Origin of the sequence: [Clostridium] ultunense DSM 10521, from assembly GCF_000511955.1 — a bacterium.
Lineage (GTDB): Bacteria > Bacillota > Clostridia > Tissierellales > Tepidimicrobiaceae > Schnuerera > Schnuerera ultunensis.
In genome coordinates this window covers 5,736-24,471 of record NZ_AZSU01000006.1, presented here as the reverse complement: position 1 = coordinate 24,471, position 18,736 = coordinate 5,736, and the positions used below count along the sequence as shown (strand labels likewise).

At 30.4% G+C, this 18,736-nt stretch carries 19 protein-coding genes and 1 other annotated feature; of the genes, 10 read left to right on the top strand and 9 right to left on the bottom strand.

Annotated elements, in window-relative coordinates; translation table 11 throughout:
• Nucleotides 1-6: 6 nt before the first annotated feature.
• The 9 genes from noc to rpmH all read right to left on the bottom strand — a co-directional run bounded on the left by noc (nt 7) and on the right by rpmH (nt 7,108).
• Nucleotides 7-801 carry a nucleoid occlusion protein gene (gene noc / locus CUL_RS0113120; protein ID WP_005587168.1) on the bottom strand — a complete coding sequence of 265 codons (795 nt, stop codon included), beginning with the start codon at nt 799-801 and terminating at the stop codon, nt 7-9.
• 111 nt (nt 802-912) lie between these two features.
• On the bottom strand, nt 913-1,629 hold the full coding sequence (gene rsmG / locus CUL_RS0113115) for a 16S rRNA (guanine(527)-N(7))-methyltransferase RsmG (RefSeq protein ID WP_005587167.1): 717 nt from the start codon (nt 1,627-1,629) through the stop codon (nt 913-915).
• Nucleotides 1,622-3,535: a tRNA uridine-5-carboxymethylaminomethyl(34) synthesis enzyme MnmG gene (gene mnmG, locus CUL_RS0113110; RefSeq protein ID WP_005587165.1), complete on the bottom strand. Its 1,914-nt coding sequence runs from the start codon at nt 3,533-3,535 to the stop codon at nt 1,622-1,624. The genes rsmG and mnmG overlap by 8 nt, the downstream gene beginning before the upstream one ends.
• Before the next feature lie 19 nt (nt 3,536-3,554).
• Entirely contained in the window at nt 3,555-4,934 is a 1,380-nt protein-coding gene (gene mnmE, locus CUL_RS0113105) for a tRNA uridine-5-carboxymethylaminomethyl(34) synthesis GTPase MnmE (protein WP_201767903.1), read from the bottom strand.
• A 74-nt stretch (nt 4,935-5,008) separates the two neighbouring features.
• Nucleotides 5,009-5,635: an RNA-binding cell elongation regulator Jag/EloR gene (gene jag, locus CUL_RS0113100; RefSeq protein ID WP_005587161.1), complete on the bottom strand. Its 627-nt coding sequence runs from the start codon at nt 5,633-5,635 to the stop codon at nt 5,009-5,011.
• A 1-nt stretch (nt 5,636) separates the two neighbouring features.
• On the bottom strand, nt 5,637-6,350 hold the full coding sequence (locus CUL_RS0113095) for a YidC/Oxa1 family membrane protein insertase (protein WP_005587159.1): 714 nt from the start codon (nt 6,348-6,350) through the stop codon (nt 5,637-5,639).
• 14 nt (nt 6,351-6,364) lie between these two features.
• Entirely contained in the window at nt 6,365-6,580 is a 216-nt protein-coding gene (gene yidD / locus CUL_RS0113090) for a membrane protein insertion efficiency factor YidD (RefSeq protein WP_025642153.1), read from the bottom strand.
• The gene (gene rnpA, locus CUL_RS0113085) at nt 6,580-6,930 is read right to left on the bottom strand and encodes a ribonuclease P protein component (RefSeq protein WP_005587157.1); all 351 of its coding nucleotides are present in this window, start codon (nt 6,928-6,930) and stop codon (nt 6,580-6,582) included. The genes yidD and rnpA overlap by 1 nt, the downstream gene beginning before the upstream one ends.
• A gap of 43 nt (nt 6,931-6,973) precedes the next feature.
• On the bottom strand, nt 6,974-7,108 hold the full coding sequence (rpmH, locus tag CUL_RS0113080) for a 50S ribosomal protein L34 (protein WP_005587156.1): 135 nt from the start codon (nt 7,106-7,108) through the stop codon (nt 6,974-6,976).
• Nucleotides 7,109-7,693: 585 nt separating this feature from the next.
• Here rpmH and dnaA point away from each other — a divergent pair.
• The 10 genes from dnaA to CUL_RS0113030 all read left to right on the top strand — a co-directional run bounded on the left by dnaA (nt 7,694) and on the right by CUL_RS0113030 (nt 18,096).
• Nucleotides 7,694-9,028 carry a chromosomal replication initiator protein DnaA gene (gene dnaA / locus CUL_RS0113075; protein ID WP_005587155.1) on the top strand — a complete coding sequence of 445 codons (1,335 nt, stop codon included), beginning with the start codon at nt 7,694-7,696 and terminating at the stop codon, nt 9,026-9,028.
• A gap of 249 nt (nt 9,029-9,277) precedes the next feature.
• Complete coding sequence (gene dnaN, locus CUL_RS0113070; protein ID WP_005587154.1) at nt 9,278-10,381, top strand: DNA polymerase III subunit beta; 1,104 nt, start codon at nt 9,278-9,280, stop codon at nt 10,379-10,381.
• A 19-nt stretch (nt 10,382-10,400) separates the two neighbouring features.
• On the top strand, nt 10,401-10,610 hold the full coding sequence (locus CUL_RS0113065; RefSeq protein ID WP_025642151.1) for an RNA-binding S4 domain-containing protein: 210 nt from the start codon (nt 10,401-10,403) through the stop codon (nt 10,608-10,610).
• Nucleotides 10,611-10,692: 82 nt separating this feature from the next.
• Nucleotides 10,693-11,793: a DNA replication/repair protein RecF gene (gene recF, locus CUL_RS0113060; protein ID WP_005587152.1), complete on the top strand. Its 1,101-nt coding sequence runs from the start codon at nt 10,693-10,695 to the stop codon at nt 11,791-11,793.
• Between the two features lie 12 nt (nt 11,794-11,805).
• The gene (locus CUL_RS0113055; RefSeq protein WP_005587151.1) at nt 11,806-12,120 is read left to right on the top strand and encodes a hypothetical protein; all 315 of its coding nucleotides are present in this window, start codon (nt 11,806-11,808) and stop codon (nt 12,118-12,120) included.
• A complete protein-coding gene (gyrB, locus tag CUL_RS0113050) occupies nt 12,110-14,020 on the top strand; it encodes a DNA topoisomerase (ATP-hydrolyzing) subunit B (protein WP_025642149.1) in 1,911 nt (636 codons plus the stop codon). Before CUL_RS0113055 ends, gyrB begins: the two co-directional genes overlap by 11 nt.
• A 10-nt stretch (nt 14,021-14,030) precedes the next feature.
• Complete coding sequence (gyrA, locus tag CUL_RS0113045; protein ID WP_025642147.1) at nt 14,031-16,475, top strand: DNA gyrase subunit A; 2,445 nt, start codon at nt 14,031-14,033, stop codon at nt 16,473-16,475.
• 136 nt (nt 16,476-16,611) lie between these two features.
• Nucleotides 16,612-16,929 carry an STAS domain-containing protein gene (locus tag CUL_RS0113040; protein ID WP_005587148.1) on the top strand — a complete coding sequence of 106 codons (318 nt, stop codon included), beginning with the start codon at nt 16,612-16,614 and terminating at the stop codon, nt 16,927-16,929.
• A gap of 4 nt (nt 16,930-16,933) precedes the next feature.
• Nucleotides 16,934-17,302 (top strand): ATP-binding protein, encoded by a 369-nt coding sequence (locus tag CUL_RS0113035; RefSeq protein WP_005587147.1) that lies wholly within the window; start codon nt 16,934-16,936, stop codon nt 17,300-17,302.
• Complete coding sequence (locus tag CUL_RS0113030) at nt 17,299-18,096, top strand: SigB/SigF/SigG family RNA polymerase sigma factor (protein WP_005587146.1); 798 nt, start codon at nt 17,299-17,301, stop codon at nt 18,094-18,096. Before CUL_RS0113035 ends, CUL_RS0113030 begins: the two co-directional genes overlap by 4 nt.
• A 269-nt stretch (nt 18,097-18,365) precedes the next feature.
• Nucleotides 18,366-18,736 (top strand) — a sequence feature (16S ribosomal RNA rRNA prediction is too short).

Sequence of the window (18,736 nt, the reverse complement as noted above, 5' to 3'; positions counted from 1 at the left end):
CTTTTATTATCTTTTAGGTATCTGAATAGATACCTCTACATATTCGCCTTTGTCCTTTTCAAAATATTTAGCATCAATCCCACTATCCTTTATAGCATTATAAGCTTTTTTAATGGTATTTAAATAGATCCGGGTGCTAATCAATCCCTTGATATTTTGCCTTTCTTCAACCATTTCATCTTTTGTTAAATCATTCAATATATCATTTACCAACTTTTCAGTATTACTAACGTTTAAATCTTTATTAATAACTTTATCTAATACTTCCCTTTTTAAATCGTAGTCAGGTAATTTTAGTAAGGCTCGTCCGTGTCGCTCCGTTAAATTGTATTCAATTAAATCCTTTTTAATATCTTCTGGAAGTTTTAAAATCCTTAGTTTATTAGCAATAGTTGATTGACTCTTACCTATTTTTTGTGCTAATTCTTGTTGGGTAAATCCATGATCTACAATTAAATTATTATAACCTTCCGCTTCCTCAATAAAATTCAGGTCTTCCCTTTGTAAATTTTCAATTAAAGCTAACATAGCAGACTCTTTGTCCCTATATTCAACGATTATAGCAGGAATTTCTCCAAGATCAGCCAGCTCAGATGCTCTAAGCCGTCTTTCTCCAGCAATAAGTTCATAATTTTCATTTTGTAATTTCCTTACACTAATTGGCTGAATTAATCCAAAAGCTTTTATGGATTGACTTAACTCTTCTAAGGATTTCTTATTGAAATCCTTTCTTGGTTGATATGGATTAGGTTTAATGGACTCAATAGGAATATACTTAATTTCTGGTTGTGCACTTTTCATTAGACTCCCCTCTTCCCAATAAACTTATTTTGTCTTACGTTCTATATATTCTAGAAAACAAAATTATTTCCTCCTAATTTCCCAAACTTTCCTTCGTCATTTTACCACTAATTATAAGGGTTTCTTCTTAGGTTTACCTCCACCTCTAGGATATTTTGTCGGAGTTCCCTTTATTTTTTCGATTATTATCAAACTATGGGTAATATCACTTAATGGTAGATTAACTACTTTTACATCATTTAAATTTCCACCTAATATCTTTATAGATTTTTCTGCTTCCTTTAATTCTTCATCAACATCGGGTCCTTTCATAGATATAAAAAATCCTCCAACCTTTACAAAGGGCAAACAATATTCAGAAAGGGTGTTTAAAGATGCTACTGCTCTTGAAATTGCTATATCATATTTTTCTCTATGATTTTTATCCCTACCTAACTCTTCCGCTCTACCATGTATAGGAAATATTTTTTCTAAAGCCAATTTATCAATTATATCTTCTAAAAAAGTAATCCTCTTCTTCAAACTATCAAGTAATACTACTTCCATATCCCTATTAATAATTTTCAGAGGTATACCTGGAAAACCTCCTCCAGTACCAATATCTATCATCCTTACATCCTCAGCGAATAAGTCTGTAGATAAAGGAGTTATACTATCTATAAAATGTTTAATATCTATTTCTTCGTCATCAGTTATAGAAGTAATATTAATTTTTTGATTCCATTCCTTTAACAATTCTTTATATAAAATGAAACTATCTATTTCATCCTTATTCAATTCAATACCTAAAACATTTGCACCTTTAATTAATGTATTTACATTAGTCATTTTTTTCTCCCTTCATTCCTCTGCGTTTTTGTTCCAAATAGATTAACAATACATTAATATCTGCCGGAGAAACACCGGATATTCTAGATGCTTGCCCTACAGAATCTGGCTTAATTTGATTCAATTTTTGTTTAGCTTCATTACTTAACCCTTTAATTTCGTTGTAATCTTGATTTTCAGGCAGTTTCTTACTTTCCAATTTTTTAAACTGTTCAATTTGTGCCATCTGTTTCTTTATATATCCTTCATATTTAATATGAGTTTCAACTAGTAATCTGATCTCCCTCGGTAATTCTTTTCTATCTGGATCAATTTCAGCCAAAGATTCATAATCAAGTTCTGGCCTTTTAATCAAATCGTATAAACTAAAAGCTGTTTTTAATGGCGTACTGCCTAATTTTTTTAGAAAATCGTTTATTTTAGCAGTAGGTGTTACAATCACCTTTTTTAATCTACTAAGTTCCGATTCCATTAATTCTTTCTTCATTAAAGTTTTTCTGTATCTCTCCTCAGTTACTAGGCCAATTTTATACCCTTTTTCTGTTAATCTCAGATCTGCATTATCCTGCCTTAATGTTAACCTATATTCTGCCCTTGAAGTCATCATTCGATAAGGTTCATCTGTCCCTTTAGTCACTAAATCATCAATTAATACTCCGATATAAGCTTCTGACCTATCTAATATAAAAGGTTCCTTACCCTCAATATTCATTACCGCATTGATTCCAGCCACTAGTCCTTGGGCAGCTGCTTCTTCATACCCTGATGAACCGTTAATTTGACCTGCAAAAAATAGATTTTGTATTTCCTTATGTTCCAAAGTCCTTTTCAATATAGTAGGATCTATGCAATCATATTCAATACCATAAGCAGACCTCATAAACTGGACATTTTCCAAACCAGTAATAGTCTTATACATCTCCAATTGTACTTCTTCTGGTAAAGTAGAACTAACCCCTTGCACATACATTTCCTTGGTATCCAGTCCCTCTGGTTCAATAAATACCTGATGCTTCTCTTTATCACTAAACCTTACCACCTTATCTTCAATAGATGGACAATACCTTGGTCCTACCCCTTCAATATCTCCAGAATACATTGGGGATCTAGAAAGATTTCTCCTAATTATCTCATGGGTTAAAGGTGTGGTATAAGTTAAATAACAAGGAACCTGCTCTATATCAAATTTCTTATCAATATTTAGGAAAGAGAAAGGAATAATTTCATCATCTCCCGGCTGAATTTCCGTTTTGGAATAGTCTATAGTATCACCATGAACCCTTGCTGGAGTACCAGTTTTAAACCTTCTTAACTCTATATTTAGTTTCATCAACGAATCCGAAAGGATATTAGATGGAGAAAAACTTCCAGGACCACTAGAATAATTGACTTCACCTATGAATATTCTTCCTTTTAAATATGTTCCTGTAGCTAATATAACTGCTTTTCCATTATAGGTAGCACCAGTTCTAGTGACAAGTCCTTTAGTTATACTATCTTCTACAAGAATATCAATAACTTCTCCTTCACGTAAAGTGAGATTAGGTTCCTGTTCTAATACTTTTTTCATTTCCTTATGATATTTCTTTTTATCTGCCTGAACTCTTAAAGAATGTACAGCTGGTCCTTTTGAAGTATTTAGCATCCTACTTTGAATAAAAGATTTGTCTATATTTATAGCCATCTCTCCACCTAATGCATCAATCTCCCTAACTAGATGGCCTTTTCCAGTACCTCCAATATTAGGGTTGCAAGGCATATCCGCTATAGAATCTAGACTCATAGTAAGCATTAAGGTTTTCATACCCATCCTACTGGTAGCCAATGCTGCTTCACATCCAGCATGGCCAGCCCCAACAATTATTACATCAAAATCTCCTGCATGAAATTTCTTTATTTCTCTCATCCTTTGCACCTCTTTAAAACTATTTGCCTATGCAGAATTCTGAAAATATTTTATCTAAAATATCCTCACCAACTGTATCTCCAGAAATTTCCCCTAGATTTTCCCAACAATTTTTTATATCCACTTCTATACAATCTAAAGGAACATTTGAAATAATACCATTCAATCCATCTTCAATATTTTTCCTAGCTTTTATAAGTTGATTTTTATGTCTTAAGTTAGTTACTATTACATCGCTTTCTATTTCTAGATTTCCTCTATAGAACATATCCTTTATTGCTTGCTCTAGTCTGCCTATTCCTACTCCACTGATAATAGAGGTAACTATAATTTCTTTATCGGGTAACAATTTTTTAAGATAATCTTCATCATATTCACTTGGTAGATCTGTCTTATTTAGCAAAACTATAGATTTTCTTTCTTTGATTATATCTATAATTTGAAAGTCTTCATCGGTTAAATTATCTGAAGCATCAAATACTGCTATTATCAAATCTGCCTTATCCACCATTTCTCTGGCCCTATCCACGCCTATTTTTTCTACTAAATCATCAGTAGCCCTAATTCCAGCCGTATCTACAATCTTTAATGGTATACCATCTATATTTACATATTCTTCAATAATATCCCTAGTAGTACCTGGAATATTAGTCACTATAGCCCTATTTTCCCTTAAAATAGCATTTAGTAAGGAAGATTTTCCTACATTAGGTTTACCTAAAATTACTGTACTTAAACCGTCCCTTAATATCTTTCCCCTATCAGATGTTTCTAATAATCTATCTATTTCCCTATTTACTAATCTAGCTTTTTCTTCTAATTCCTCATAAGTAACCTCTTCAACATCTTCATCAGGAAAATCAATAGAAACCTCTATATGAGCAATTATTTCTAATAGTAAATCTCTTATTTTTCTAACTTTATTAGATAAGCTACCCTCTAATTGATCCAATGAAACTTGGAAGGACCTATCCGTTTTAGCCCTAATCATATCTATCACTGCCTCCGATTGAGCCAAATCCAACCTTCCATTTAAAAAAGCCCTCTTAGTAAATTCTCCTGGCTCTGCTAATCTAGAACCATTTTCCAAAACCAACTCTAATATTTTTTTTACGGATATAATTCCACCATGACAATATATCTCCACCATATTTTCCCTAGTATAAGTATATGGTTCTTGCATATACGCAATCAATACTTCATCAATAATTTCATTATTCTTTGGGTCAATAATATGGCCGTAGATTAGTTTTCTATTTTCTCCATCCCTCAAATTTTCTATCCTTTTACTTTTAAACAATCTGTTTGCAATATGAATGGATTTTTTTCCACTCATTCTAACGATTCCAATTCCAGCTTCTCCAATAGCAGTAGAAATAGCCGCAATTGTATCACTCATAATTTTCACCATACCTTTCATTAAACACTATAACTATAAGAGAAACCCAGTATAGCACTGGGTTTCTTAAAGGTCTATTTTGCTTGAATAACTACTCTTCTATAAGGTTCTTCTCCTTCGCTATAAGTAGCTATACCATTTACATTCTGTAATGCAGAATGGATAATCCTTCTTTCATATGGATTCATAGGCTCCAACTTGACTGGCCTTTTACTATATTTAGACTTTTCAGCCATCCTATTTGCTAATCTAATTAAAGTCGCTTCTCTTTTCTTTCTATATCCTTTTATATCTACTATTACCTTAATATAATCATCCCTATTTTTATTTACGGATAGACTTAATAAATACTGTATCGCATCTAAAGTATTACCTCTTTTACCTATTACAATACCCATATCAGAAGAATTAATGTTTATAATCTCAACTTTTAGACAGGAATCTTCTCTTCTAACCAATACATTTCCTTTAATATTCATAGCCGATAAAATTCTGTTTAAGAAATTCTCTGTAATCTCCACTGGGTCATTAATCACGGTTACTTTAACTATTGCATCTTTAGTACCTATTATTCCAAATAAACCTTTACTTGGCTCTTCAAGTACCTCTACCTGAATATCCGTTTCGCTAACACTCAATTCTTCTAACGCAATTTCGATGGCCTCACGAACAGTTTTCGCTACCTTAACAACGGACCTCATTCTATCTTGTCTCCTCCTTAATTTTACCCAAAGACCTGTTAGATATTAATTGCTGAATTATTTGAAATATATTGCCTATAACCCAATATACTCCTATACCAGCTGCGAAGGATCTTGCAGCCATGAAAATCATAGCAGGTAAGAATATATTCATCATTTTTTGAGTGGATTCAGCTTGAGGATTAGCTTCTATATTACTAGTCATAAGCCTGCTTTGTAAAAAAGTAGTTAATGCAGCTAAAAGAGGTAATCCCCATAGATAAGGATCAGGTTGTTCCAAATTTGGAATCCATAAAAAACCTTTATTAATTGCATTATATATATTTGGGTCTTTGAATACAAATCTTATAGGATCTCTTAAAACATTAAAAAAAGCGATTATTATAGGAAATTGGATAAGCAATATTAAACACCCAGAAGCTGGATTATAATTATGTTCTTTATATAATTCCATCATCTTTGCATTTTGGGTCTGTGGGTCATTTTTATATTTATTTTGAATTTCCTTTATTTTCGGTTGTAATTCATTCATTTTCTTCGTAGATCTACTCTGATGCAAACTTATAGGTAGAAGAATAAATTTAAAAATAATTGTAGTCAATACAATCGCTATACCATAATAAGAAAGAAGCTCAGATTCTGTACCAATGCTAGAAACCATATCGAATACAAACTTTAGTAAACCTCCTAATAAATTACCTAAAAACGAAGTCATTTATTAACCCCCAATCATTTTAGCGGATCGTATCCTCCTTTATTAAATGGATGACATCTTAAAATTCTACGTATACTCAAATTAGTTCCTTTAATAAAGCCATACTTTTCATAAGCTTCAATAGAATACTGAGAACAAGTTGGATAAAATCTGCAGTTTTTCCCCGTTAAAATATACTTTGAAATAAATTGCTGATAAAATTTTATTAATAAAATAGCTAATTTAGCCATTATTTTTCACCTATATCTTTTAAAAGATCAGCTAATTTTAAAACATGAAGCATTGCACTTTCTAATTCCTTATGTCCTATGCTTACCACATTTCTCTTTGGTATTATTATTATATCATATTCTTCCTTCACATTATTAAAATTTCTTCTAAATATCTCTTTCAACCTTCTTTTCACTCTATTCCTAACTACACTATTTCCTATCTTTTTCGAAACGGTAAAACCGACCCTAGAATGATCCAATCCATTTTCCATCACATGTAAAATTAAATTTCGATTCCAATAGTTCTTTCCTCTTTTATAAACCTTTTTAAAATCTTGATTTTTCCTTAACCTATATTTCTTATCCATTACAATGCTCCTTGTAGACAAAAAGGCCACCATTGTTGCGGCCTTATGCTGTTAATCTCTTTCTGCCTCTTCTTCTTCTATTTTTAATTACTCGTCTTCCTGCTTTAGTTTTCATTCTTTTTCTAAAACCATGCTCCTTACTTCTCTGTCTTCTTTTTGGTTGATAAGTTCTTTTCATTTAACTACACCCCCTCTATTCAAAACCATCTACAGAAATTTTCTAAGTTTTTGTTAAGGAAAACATAAATACTAATATTGATTATATTTATTGAAGGCTTATATGTCAAGAAATTTAAACTATTCATATCCACAGATTTAATTATTCACAAGTTCTTAATATTGTGGATAATTTTGTTGATATAATTTATTTTTTTTGATATTATAAATTTGATATGTGGATAAGTTTTCTTTTATAAACAACCTTTAGTTATACACAGATTGTGGATAAGATTGTGTATAAGTATTTACTTTCCAAAAATTAATTTATCCCTATGCCTTAAATTCAACGGATTTGTTATCCACATAATTATTAAAAATATAGTTGTGGATTAATTATGTATAAAAATTATAATCACAAACTATCAATAGCTTATCCACAATTATTATACCAATTTTTATTAATTTTATTTATTATTAATTTAATTTTTTTGTGGATAAATCTGTTAATATCTATTTAATTATAATATTTTTGTTTCCTAATTAAAGTTATAAAAACATTTATACTTGGTTATAATTTACAAATAAAATGGGAGGAATTTTAAAAATGGTTTCAAATTTAGACAATATCTGGAACGAAGTCCTGGATTTAATTAAAGTGGAACTAACTGAAGTTAGTTTTAATACTTGGCTCAAAACCATTAAACCTATTACTATTGCAGATAGTAGGGTTATTCTCGCTGCTCCAAATGAATTTACAAAGGGTATACTAGAAGCCAGATATTTAAATTTAATTAAAAATGCTATAACTCAAATAACAAAAGAAGAATATGCTATCCAATTTATAATTCCAGGGGAAGAAATAAATATTAATATTGGACAATCTATGCCTGGAGATAATAATGAATTAAATCAACGATCCCAATTGAATCCTAAATATACCTTCGATACCTTTGTAATAGGAAATAGCAATAGATTTGCCCATGCTGCTTCATTAGCAGTAGCTGAAGCACCAGCACAGGCTTATAATCCTTTATTTATATACGGAGGAGTAGGTTTAGGAAAAACTCATTTAATGCATGCTATAGGCCATTTTATTTTAAATCAATCTCCTGAATCAAAGGTAGTATATGTATCTTCAGAAAAATTTACAAACGAATTAATAAATTCCATTAGAGATGATAGAAATAATGAATTTAGAAACAAATATAGAAATGTAGACGTATTATTAGTAGACGATATCCAATTTATTGCAGGGAAAGAAAGTACTCAAGAAGAATTTTTTCACACATTTAATGCTCTACATGAAGCAAATAAACAGATAATTATTTCTAGTGATAGGCCACCAAAAGAAATACCAACATTAGAAGATAGACTAAGATCAAGATTTGAATGGGGCCTAATATCAGATATCCAAGCACCAGATTTAGAAACCAGGATTGCCATACTTAAGAAAAAAGCTAAAATGGAAAACATAGATGTACCTGATGATGTTATGCTATATATTGCTTCAAAAATACAGTCAAATATTAGAGAACTAGAAGGGGCACTAATTAGAATTGTAGCCTACTCATCTTTAACTAATAAAGAAGTAACTGTAGAATTAGCCGAAGAAGCTTTAAAAGATATTATCTCTAATAATAAACCTAGAAAGATAACTGTTGAATTAATCAAAAATTCAGTAGCTAAAGAATTTGATGTAAAAATGGAGGATTTTAACTCGAAAAAAAGAACTAGAGCCATAGCCTATCCAAGACAAATAGCCATGTACCTGACACGGGAGTTAACCGATTTATCTTTACCAAAAATAGGAGATGAATTTGGAGGTAGAGATCATACAACTGTAATACACGCTTATGATAAAATATCAGTGGATATGGCTGAAAACGATGAATTCAGAAAAAGAGTAGATGGAATAATTCAAAATATTAAAGGGGAATAATCAACAAAAATTGTTAATAAACCTGTTAGTTAATTGTTAACAAATAAAGAGGTTTTATGGACTTATAATAATGGGGATAACTTTAATAGTTATTAGTTAAATATCAACATGTTATTAAATGCTAGAACACTTTAAGGTTATACCTCATATATAGTTATTCACATATTAACAACCCCTACTACTATTACTACTATAATATATATTTATCTATCTATATCTAAATGAGAAAAAGAAAAGGAGGATTATCAATTGAGAATACAAGTTGATCAAAGTTCTTTATCAAATCATATTAATATAGTACAAAAAGGTATCTCCACCAGAACTACATTACAAATATTAGATGGAATATTATTAGAAACAGTTAATGGAAGGTTAAAGTTAACCGCTACAGATCTAGAAATTAGAATAGAAACCTATCTTGATTGTGATATAATAGAAGAAGGTGCTATTGTTGTAAATTCTAGGATATTTGGTGACATAATAAAAAAATTACCTAATTCTTCAATAAATATTAAAGTTAAGGATAATAGTATAAATATTACTTGTGAAAGTTCTGAATTTAATATATTGGGTAGTTCACCCTACGAATATCCAGAATTGCCAACAATAATAAACCAAAACTCTTTTAATATTCCTAAGGATTTATTCAAATCTGCTATTAGGCAAACTGTATTTGCTACTACCCAGGACGAAACTAGACCTATACTAACTGGTGTTTTATTAGAAATATCCAACGGAATTGGATCTTTTGTAGCTTTAGATGGCTATAGATTGGCTTTAAGAAGTATTCCTGTTGCCCTAAAAGAAGATATAAAAATAGTAATACCAGGTAGGGTACTAGGTGAACTAAATAAAATACTTGATGATGAAGAAGATTTAACTATAACCACGGCTCCAGGTCATGTAATATTTGATATGGGAGATACAGTGGTATCATCAAGATTGCTAGAAGGTCAATTTTTAAACTATAAAGATATTATTAGAAAAGAGCATAAAACCAATATAAAAGTGAATAGAAAAGAGTTTCAAGATAGTCTTGAAAGGGCATCCTTATTGGCCAAAGAAGAAAAAGCTAACTTGGTTAAACTAAATATAGCTAATAATCAAATTATAATAAAATCCAATTCGGAAATAGGAAATGTAAATGAAGAAGTTCCTTCAAAACAAGAAGGAGAAGATATTAACATAGCCTTTAATTCCAAATATGTTATTGATGGAATAAAAGCTATCGATTCTGAAGAAATAGAACTTTATTTTATGGGAAGTTTGAATCCCTGTATAATAAACCCTGTGGAAGATAAAAGTTATACTTATTTAGTATTACCCGTGCGACTTGCTCAGGAAGATTATTAATAAAGGTGGATATTAAGTTATGAGAGAAGTAAAAATAAAAACAAATATTATTAAATTGGACCAATTACTTAAATTTGCAGGAATCACTCAAACTGGAGGCGAAAGTAAAAATATTATAAATATGGGCATGGTTTCAGTAAATGGAAATATTGTAAAAGAAAAGGGGAAAAAGATAAAAAAAGGAGATATTATTGAAATAGAGAACACAGAAAGGTTAATTGTGGTATAATAAAGTAGGTTTATAAAATAAAGCCTCAACCCATGTGGTTGAGGATTTATCACTTATGAAGTATTTTTGAGGGGTGCTTTTTTTGAATGTAGAAAGTATTAGGCTCATAAACTTTAGAAATTATCATAATTTGAATATAAATTTAAATAAAAATATAAATATTTTTGTTGGTAAAAATGCACAGGGAAAGACTAATTTGCTAGAGGCAATTTATTTTTGTGCCATGGGTAAATCTTTCAGAACTAATAGGGATAAAGAGATAATCAATTTTAATAAGCACGAGGCTTATATTGGAGCAAAAATTAATATAAATAAAAGGGAAAAAATAATAGAAATTAAACTAGAAAAAGATAGACCAAAGAGGATAAAAGTCAATAAAATTGAATTAAAAAATTTTAAGGAATTAAATAGTGGATTAAATGTTGTAATTTTTTCTCCTGATGATTTAAAACTCATAAAAGATGGGCCAGGAGAGAGAAGAAATTTTTTGGACATGAGTATTTCCCAAATTAAACCTGTTTATAAATATAATATTAATAAGTATAATAAGATCTTATTTCAAAGAAATAATTTACTAAAATCTAATAAACCAAAATCTCATATTATAAATTTACTAGAAATATTCGATATACAACTTGCAAAGATAGGAACGGAAATAATAATATATAGGATCCAATTTATTGAAAATCTATCGAAAATAGCTAAAGAGATCCATAAAAAATTGACTTTGGAAAGGGAAGAGTTAAATTTAAACTATAACTCTAATGTAAATATTTCCGATAAAAATATTATAGAAAAAAAATTTTTAGAACAGTTAAAAACAAACGTGGATAAAGATTTAATTACGGGGATTACATCAATAGGTCCCCACAGAGATGATATACAAATACAAATAAATGGTATAGATGCTAGAGTATTTGCTTCTCAAGGTCAACAAAGAACTATAGTTTTATCTATAAAATTATCTGAAGTGGAGATAATTAAGATGGAAAGAGGTGTTTATCCTGTTTTATTATTAGATGATGTGTATTCAGAATTAGATTTAGATAGGAGAAAATATCTTACGGAAACCTTTAAAGATATGCAAACAATAATAACTTCCACAGATATTATCAATCTAGATGAACTTAAAGAATTAGAAAGATCCACATTCTATATAAATAATGGAAAGATCATCAAGTAAAGGAGTAGATATATGTTTTTACACATTGGTAATAATATAAATATATTTTTAAAAGATATAGTAGCAATTATTGATAAAAACTCTTTAGAGAATTCTAAAGATAATAATGGATATATTAAAAACCTATTAAAAAATGATTTCTTAGCAAATGAAAATATGGATGATATAAAGACCTATATAATAACATGCTCTAGTGACAATCCTAGAAGAAAGAGAAAATCTGGAAAAAAACATTTTGTATATACATCAAATATATCATCCGCTACTCTTATGAAAAGGAATAAAAGTATAGAAACTAGATTGGAGGTAAGTATAAATGGCCAATGAAAATAATGGAAGAATATATACAGCTGAAGAAATTCAAGTATTAACAGGATTAGAACCAGTTAGAAAAAGGCCAGGTATGTATATTGGAAGTACTGGATCAAGAGGATTACATCATTTGGTATACGAGGTAGTAGATAACAGTATAGACGAAGCATTAGCAGGAGTATGTGATACTATTAAAATTGTAATAGAAAAGGATAATTCCATAATAGTGGAAGACAATGGTTCGGGTATACCTGTAGAGATCCATCCTCAAACTGGAAAATCAACAGTAGAAACAGTTCTAACAATTCTTCATGCTGGAGGGAAGTTTAACAATTCTGCATATAAAGTATCCGGTGGTTTACATGGAGTTGGTGTTTCCGTTGTAAATGCTTTATCTGAATGGTTAATTGCAAAGGTAAAAAGAGATGGAAAAGAATATATGCAGAAATTTGAAAGAGGTGTACCTGTTTCTGAATTACAAATAGTTGGAGAGGCTAAAACTACAGGTACATTAATAAATTTTAAACCGGATAAAGAAATTTTTGATGAAGTAGATTTCAATTTCGAAACATTAGAATATAGACTAAGAGAAATGGCATTTTTAAATAAGGGTATAATGATCAAATTAGAAGATAGAAGAACTAATACAAATAGAAAATTTCACTATGAAGGAGGTATTAAATCCTTTGTAGAATATATAAATAGAAATAAAAATCCAATTCATAAAGATATAATGTACTTTGAAGCTGAAAAAGATAATATTGTAGTAGAATTAGCAATGCAATATACAGATGCATATTCGGAAAATATATATACTTTTGCCAATAACATCAATACTCAAGAAGGTGGAACTCATTTAAGTGGATTAAGAACTGCCTTAACTAGAGCTATTAATGATTATGGTAGAAAATATAACTATATAAAGGAAAAGGATGAGAATCTACAAGGAGATGACGTAAGAGAAGGATTATCAGCTGTATTATCTGTTAAACTTATGGAGCCTCAATTTGAAGGACAAACTAAAACTAAATTAGGTAATAGCGAAGTCAGAGGAATTGTAGAGTCTTTAACTTATGATTTTATTACTAGATACCTTGAAGAAAACCCTAAATCTGGAAAAACTGTATTAGAAAAAGCAGTTAGTGCGTCAAGGGCAAGGGAAGCAGCAAGAAAGGCAAGGGAGATTTCAAGAAAAAGAAGCATTTTAGACAATACCACATTACCAGGTAAACTTGCTGATTGTCAATCAAATGATTTAGAAATAACAGAAATATATATAGTGGAAGGGGATTCAGCTGGTGGAAGTGCAAAACAGGGAAGAGACAGAGGGTATCAAGCAATTCTTCCATTAAGGGGTAAAATACTAAATGTAGAAAAAGCAAGATTAGATAGAATATTAGGATATGAAGAAATAAGGGCTATGATAACAGCCTTTGGAACTGGAATTGGTGATGAATTTGATATTGAAAAATTAAGATATGGAAAGATAATAATAATGACGGATGCAGACGTAGATGGTGCTCATATTAGAACATTGCTATTAACATTTTTCTTTAGATATATGAGAGAATTATTAGATAATGGCCATGTATATATTGCACAGCCACCTTTATATAAAGTATCAAAAGGTAGAGCTGAACATTATGTTTATAGTGATAATGAATTAGAAAAATTGCTTGAAGAAATAGGCCGAAGCAACTATTCTATTCAAAGATACAAGGGTCTTGGAGAAATGAATCCAGAGCAACTTTGGGAAACTACAATGGATCCAGAAAAAAGGATACTATTGCAAGTAACCGTAGAAGATGGATTGGTTGCAGATGAAATCTTCACAACTTTAATGGGAGATAAGGTCAAACCGAGAAGAGAATTTATACAAAAGAATGCAAAACTAGTTAAAAACTTAGATATATAGGAGGGGAAAAATGGACAAAGATAATAAAGATGGTATAGATAATAATATTATAGAAATAAATATTGAAGAAGAAATGAAAAAATCCTATTTAGATTATGCTATGTCTGTAATTGTGAGTAGGGCCCTTCCAGATGTTAGAGATGGTTTAAAACCAGTCCATAGAAGGATACTCTATGCTATGAATGAATTAGGAATGACTCCAGATAAACAATATAGAAAATCTGCAAGGGTAGTAGGGGATGTATTAGGTAAATATCACCCTCATTCAGATACATCTGTCTATGATGCCATGGTAAGACTCGCTCAGGATTTTAATACTAGATATCCCTTAGTAAATGGCCATGGAAACTTTGGTTCTGTAGATGGAGACAGTGCTGCAGCTATGCGTTATACAGAAGTAAAGATGACTAAGCTTACATTGGAGATGTTAAGGGATATAAACAAAGAAACTATAGATTATATGCCTAATTTTGATGAAACCTTAAAAGAACCAATTGTTCTACCTAGTAGATTTCCGAATCTATTGGTAAATGGTTCATCAGGGATAGCAGTTGGAATGGCAACTAATATTCCTCCACATAATTTAAAAGAGGTAATAGATGGGATAATCATGTTAATAGAAAATCCGGAAATCGATATTGAAGAATTAATGGGAGTTATTAAAGGACCAGACTTTCCAACTGGTGCTATGATAATGGGGAGAGATGGAATTAAATCTGCCTTTAAAACTGGAAGAGGAAAGATAAGGATTAGAGCAGTTGCTGAGATAGAGGAATATACTAAGGGAAGAGATAAAATAATAATAACGGAGATACCTTATCAGGTAAATAAAGCAAGATTAATAGAAAAGATAGCTGAACTAGTTAGAGATAAGAAACTAGAAGGAATTTCAGATTTAAGAGATGAGTCCGATAGAGACGGTATGCGTATAGTAATTGAATTGAAAAGAGATGCAAATCCTAATATAGTTCTAAACAATCTATATAAACAAACTCAATTACAAGTAACTTTTGGAGTTATTATGTTAGCTTTAGTAAATAATGAACCTAGGGTATTAAATATAAAGCAAATATTAACCTATTATTTAGAACATCAAAAAGAAATAATAACTAGAAGAACTCAATTTGATTTAGACAAAGCTGAAGCAAGGGCTCATATTGTAGAAGGTTTAAAAATAGCATTAGATAATATAGATGAAGTCATAAATATTATTAGAAGTTCAAAAGAAGAAGCAACAGCTAAAGAAAGACTTATGAATAGTTTTGAACTATCTGAAAAACAAGCTCAAGCCATACTTGATATGAGGCTTAGAAGGTTAACAGGATTAGAACGAGAAAAGCTAGAAGAAGAATACGAAGCATTGATTAAAGAAATTAATAGATTTAGAGAAATATTAGCTAGTGAAAGGTTAATATATGAAATAATTAAAGATGAATTGCTAGAAATTAAAGAAAGATTTGGAGATAGAAGAAGGACTAGAATAATGCCTTCAGCTGATGAAATAGATATAGAAGATATGATTGAAGAAGAAGATGTAATCATTACTTTAACCCATTATGGATATATAAAAAGAATGCCACAAGATACTTATAAAATCCAAAGAAGGGGCGGAAAAGGGATTACAGGACTTACTACAAGAGAAGAAGATTTTGTCGAAAATTTATTTATTACTTCAACCCATGATACTATACTTTTCTTTACAAATAAAGGTAGAGTATATTCATTAAAAGCTTATGAAATACCAGAAGGTAGAAGGCAAGCAAGGGGTACAGCCATAGTTAATTTATTAAACCTAACAGGAGATGAGAGTATATCAGCGGTTATTCCAATAGAAAAATATGATCCAAAAAGTAACCTAGTTTTTATAACTAAGAATGGACTCATTAAAAAGACAAAATTATCAAACTTTAAAAATATAAGAAGAAATGGAATAATAGCTATTAGCTTAAAAGAAGAAGATGAATTAATAGCAGTTAGAAAGACCAATGGCAATAGGCAAATAATAGTTGTAACCTCTATGGGAATGTCCATTAGATTTAGTGAAAAGGATGTAAGAGAAATGGGTAGAAATGCAATGGGAGTTATAGCTATTCGATTGAAAAATGATGATGAAGTGGTAGCAATGGATTTAATAGAAGAAGGAAAAGATTTACTAGTAGTAAGTGAATTTGGCTTTGGTAAAAGAACTCCATTAGACGAATATAGAATTCAAAATAGGGGCGGGGTAGGTATAAAAACTTATAATGTTAAGGATAAAACAGGTAAGTTGGTATCTGCTAAAGTAACTGATGAAAATGATGAAATAATAATGATTTCCATGTCAGGGATAATAATCAGATTAATTTCAAAAGGTATTTCATCCATGGGAAGAAATACCCAAGGAGTTACTTTGATGAAAATAAACAATGAAAATGATAAGGTAATGGCAGTAGCAAAATATGTAGAAGATGAATAATCATTACAAAAAGTATCCTTTAATGTAAGGATACTTTTATTTCTAATATAATTAAATCCTACTAACTTACTTTACATTAGCTATTTTTTATTATAGAATTAAGTAAACATGAATGTAGATATGAGGGGGTATTAATATGTCTTTAAGTATTAAAATTAACTATGACGACGAAAAGGATATATGGGTAGTTTTGCCAGAAGGAGAAATTGACATATATACTTCTCCAAAACTAAAGGAAAGGTTAAATGAAGCCTTTAATGAAAGAAAAGCGGATATATTATTAGATGGGCAAAAATTAGATTATTTAGATAGTACAGGTTTAGGAACACTGATCAGTATTCTTAAGAAAACAAGAGAAAATGATAATAAAATATATTTGGAAAATATTAAGCCGAATATAAGGAAATTGTTTGATATAACTGAATTAGATAAGGTATTTATAATCAAGGAGTGATAGTATGAAGAAGGACATATTTAAACTTACCATTCCCAGTAAACCCGATTATATAGCTGTAGCTAGATTAACTTCATCTTCTATAGCAAATAAAGTAGGATTTAATATTGATGATATAGATGATATAAAAGTATCCATTGCAGAAGCTTGTATAAACGCATTAGATAAAAGTGACCAAATAGATATAATATTTGAAATACAAGAAGATAGGTTTAGTATGAAAGTCTACAATGTATCTACCTGCGATAATAAAGAAGAAAAAAACAAAGAGATGGAACTAGGGATTTTAATAATTAAATCCTTAATGGATAAAGTTAACTTTTCAGAAAAAGGAGTTGAAATGATTAAATTTATAGAGGATGGTAATATATGAAAGCAAATAAATACTTTGAAAAAGATGATTTGAAAGATTTAGATCAAACAGATACCAAAACTCTATTTAAAAAATTTAAAGAAACAAGAGATTTAAAAATAAGAGAACTCCTTATAGAGAGGCATTTATATATAGCTGAAATACTTTCAAAAAAATATGCTAATAGAGGTATAGATTATGATGATATATATCAAGTAGCTTCTATTGGTCTTATTTATGCAATAGATAGATATGATATAGATAAAGGATTTGAATTTTCCAGTTTTGCTACTCCTACTATTATTGGGGAAATAAAAAAGCATTTCAGAGATAAGGGTTGGACAATAAGAGTACCAAGAAGGATTCAGGAATTATCTAAAAAAATAAATAACGCAAAAATTACTTTAAGCCAAGAACTTCAACGATCTCCAACAGTAGAAGATATAGCGGAATACTTAAACTCTACAGAGGAAGAAATATTAGAAGCTATGGAAGGAAGCAAAGTATATACTCCACAATCTTTAGATTTAACCTATGATTCTAACGGAGATGATAAGGATGTAAATCTAGCGGATCTAATAGGCGAAGAAGATGTTTATTTTAGTAAAATTGAAAACAATGATTTCTTATTAAGGGGTATGAAGAAGCTAAATGATATGGAAAGAAAGATTTTAGTAGATAGATATTTTAATAATAAAACCCAAGTATCTATCGCTGAAGAGTTAAACATATCCCAAATGACTGTATCTAGAGTAGAAAAAAAGGTTATAGAGAAACTTAGGAAGGAAATGGCAAAAACTTTAGGTTGGAAATAAGATATATATTGACAAAACAACAAAAATAGGATATAATCAACTTCCCTAAACATCAACTAATAAATATTTAATATTTTTATAAAATAAATTTAAAAAGATGTTGACAGGGATATTAAAATTTGTTATATTATAAAAGTCGGCTCTAAAAGGCGTCGACAACAAATGAACCTAGACAACTAAACAGTGTGAAGTACTTTGAGTAAGAAATATTTTAACAGGCAAACTTTTCAAATGAGAGTTTGATCCTGGCTCAGGACGAACGCTGGCGGCGTGCCTAACACATGCAAGTCGAGCGAAGAATTTATCATGAAGCCTTCGGGTGGAATGATAAACTTCTTAGCGGCGGATGGGTGAGTAACGCGTGAGGAACCTGCCTTCCACAAGGGGATAGCCTCGGGAAACCGGGATTAATACCCTATGAAACTTAGAAATCGCATGATATTTAAGTTAAAGCGTTAGCGGTGGAAGATGGTCTCGCGTCCCATTAGCTAGTTGGTGAGTTAAAAGCTCACCAAGGCAACGATGGGTAGCCGGCTTGAGAGAGTGACCGGCCACACTGGAACTGAGACACGGTCCAGACTCCTACGGGAGGCAGCAGTGGGGAATATTGCACAATGGAGGGAACTCTGATGCAGCGACG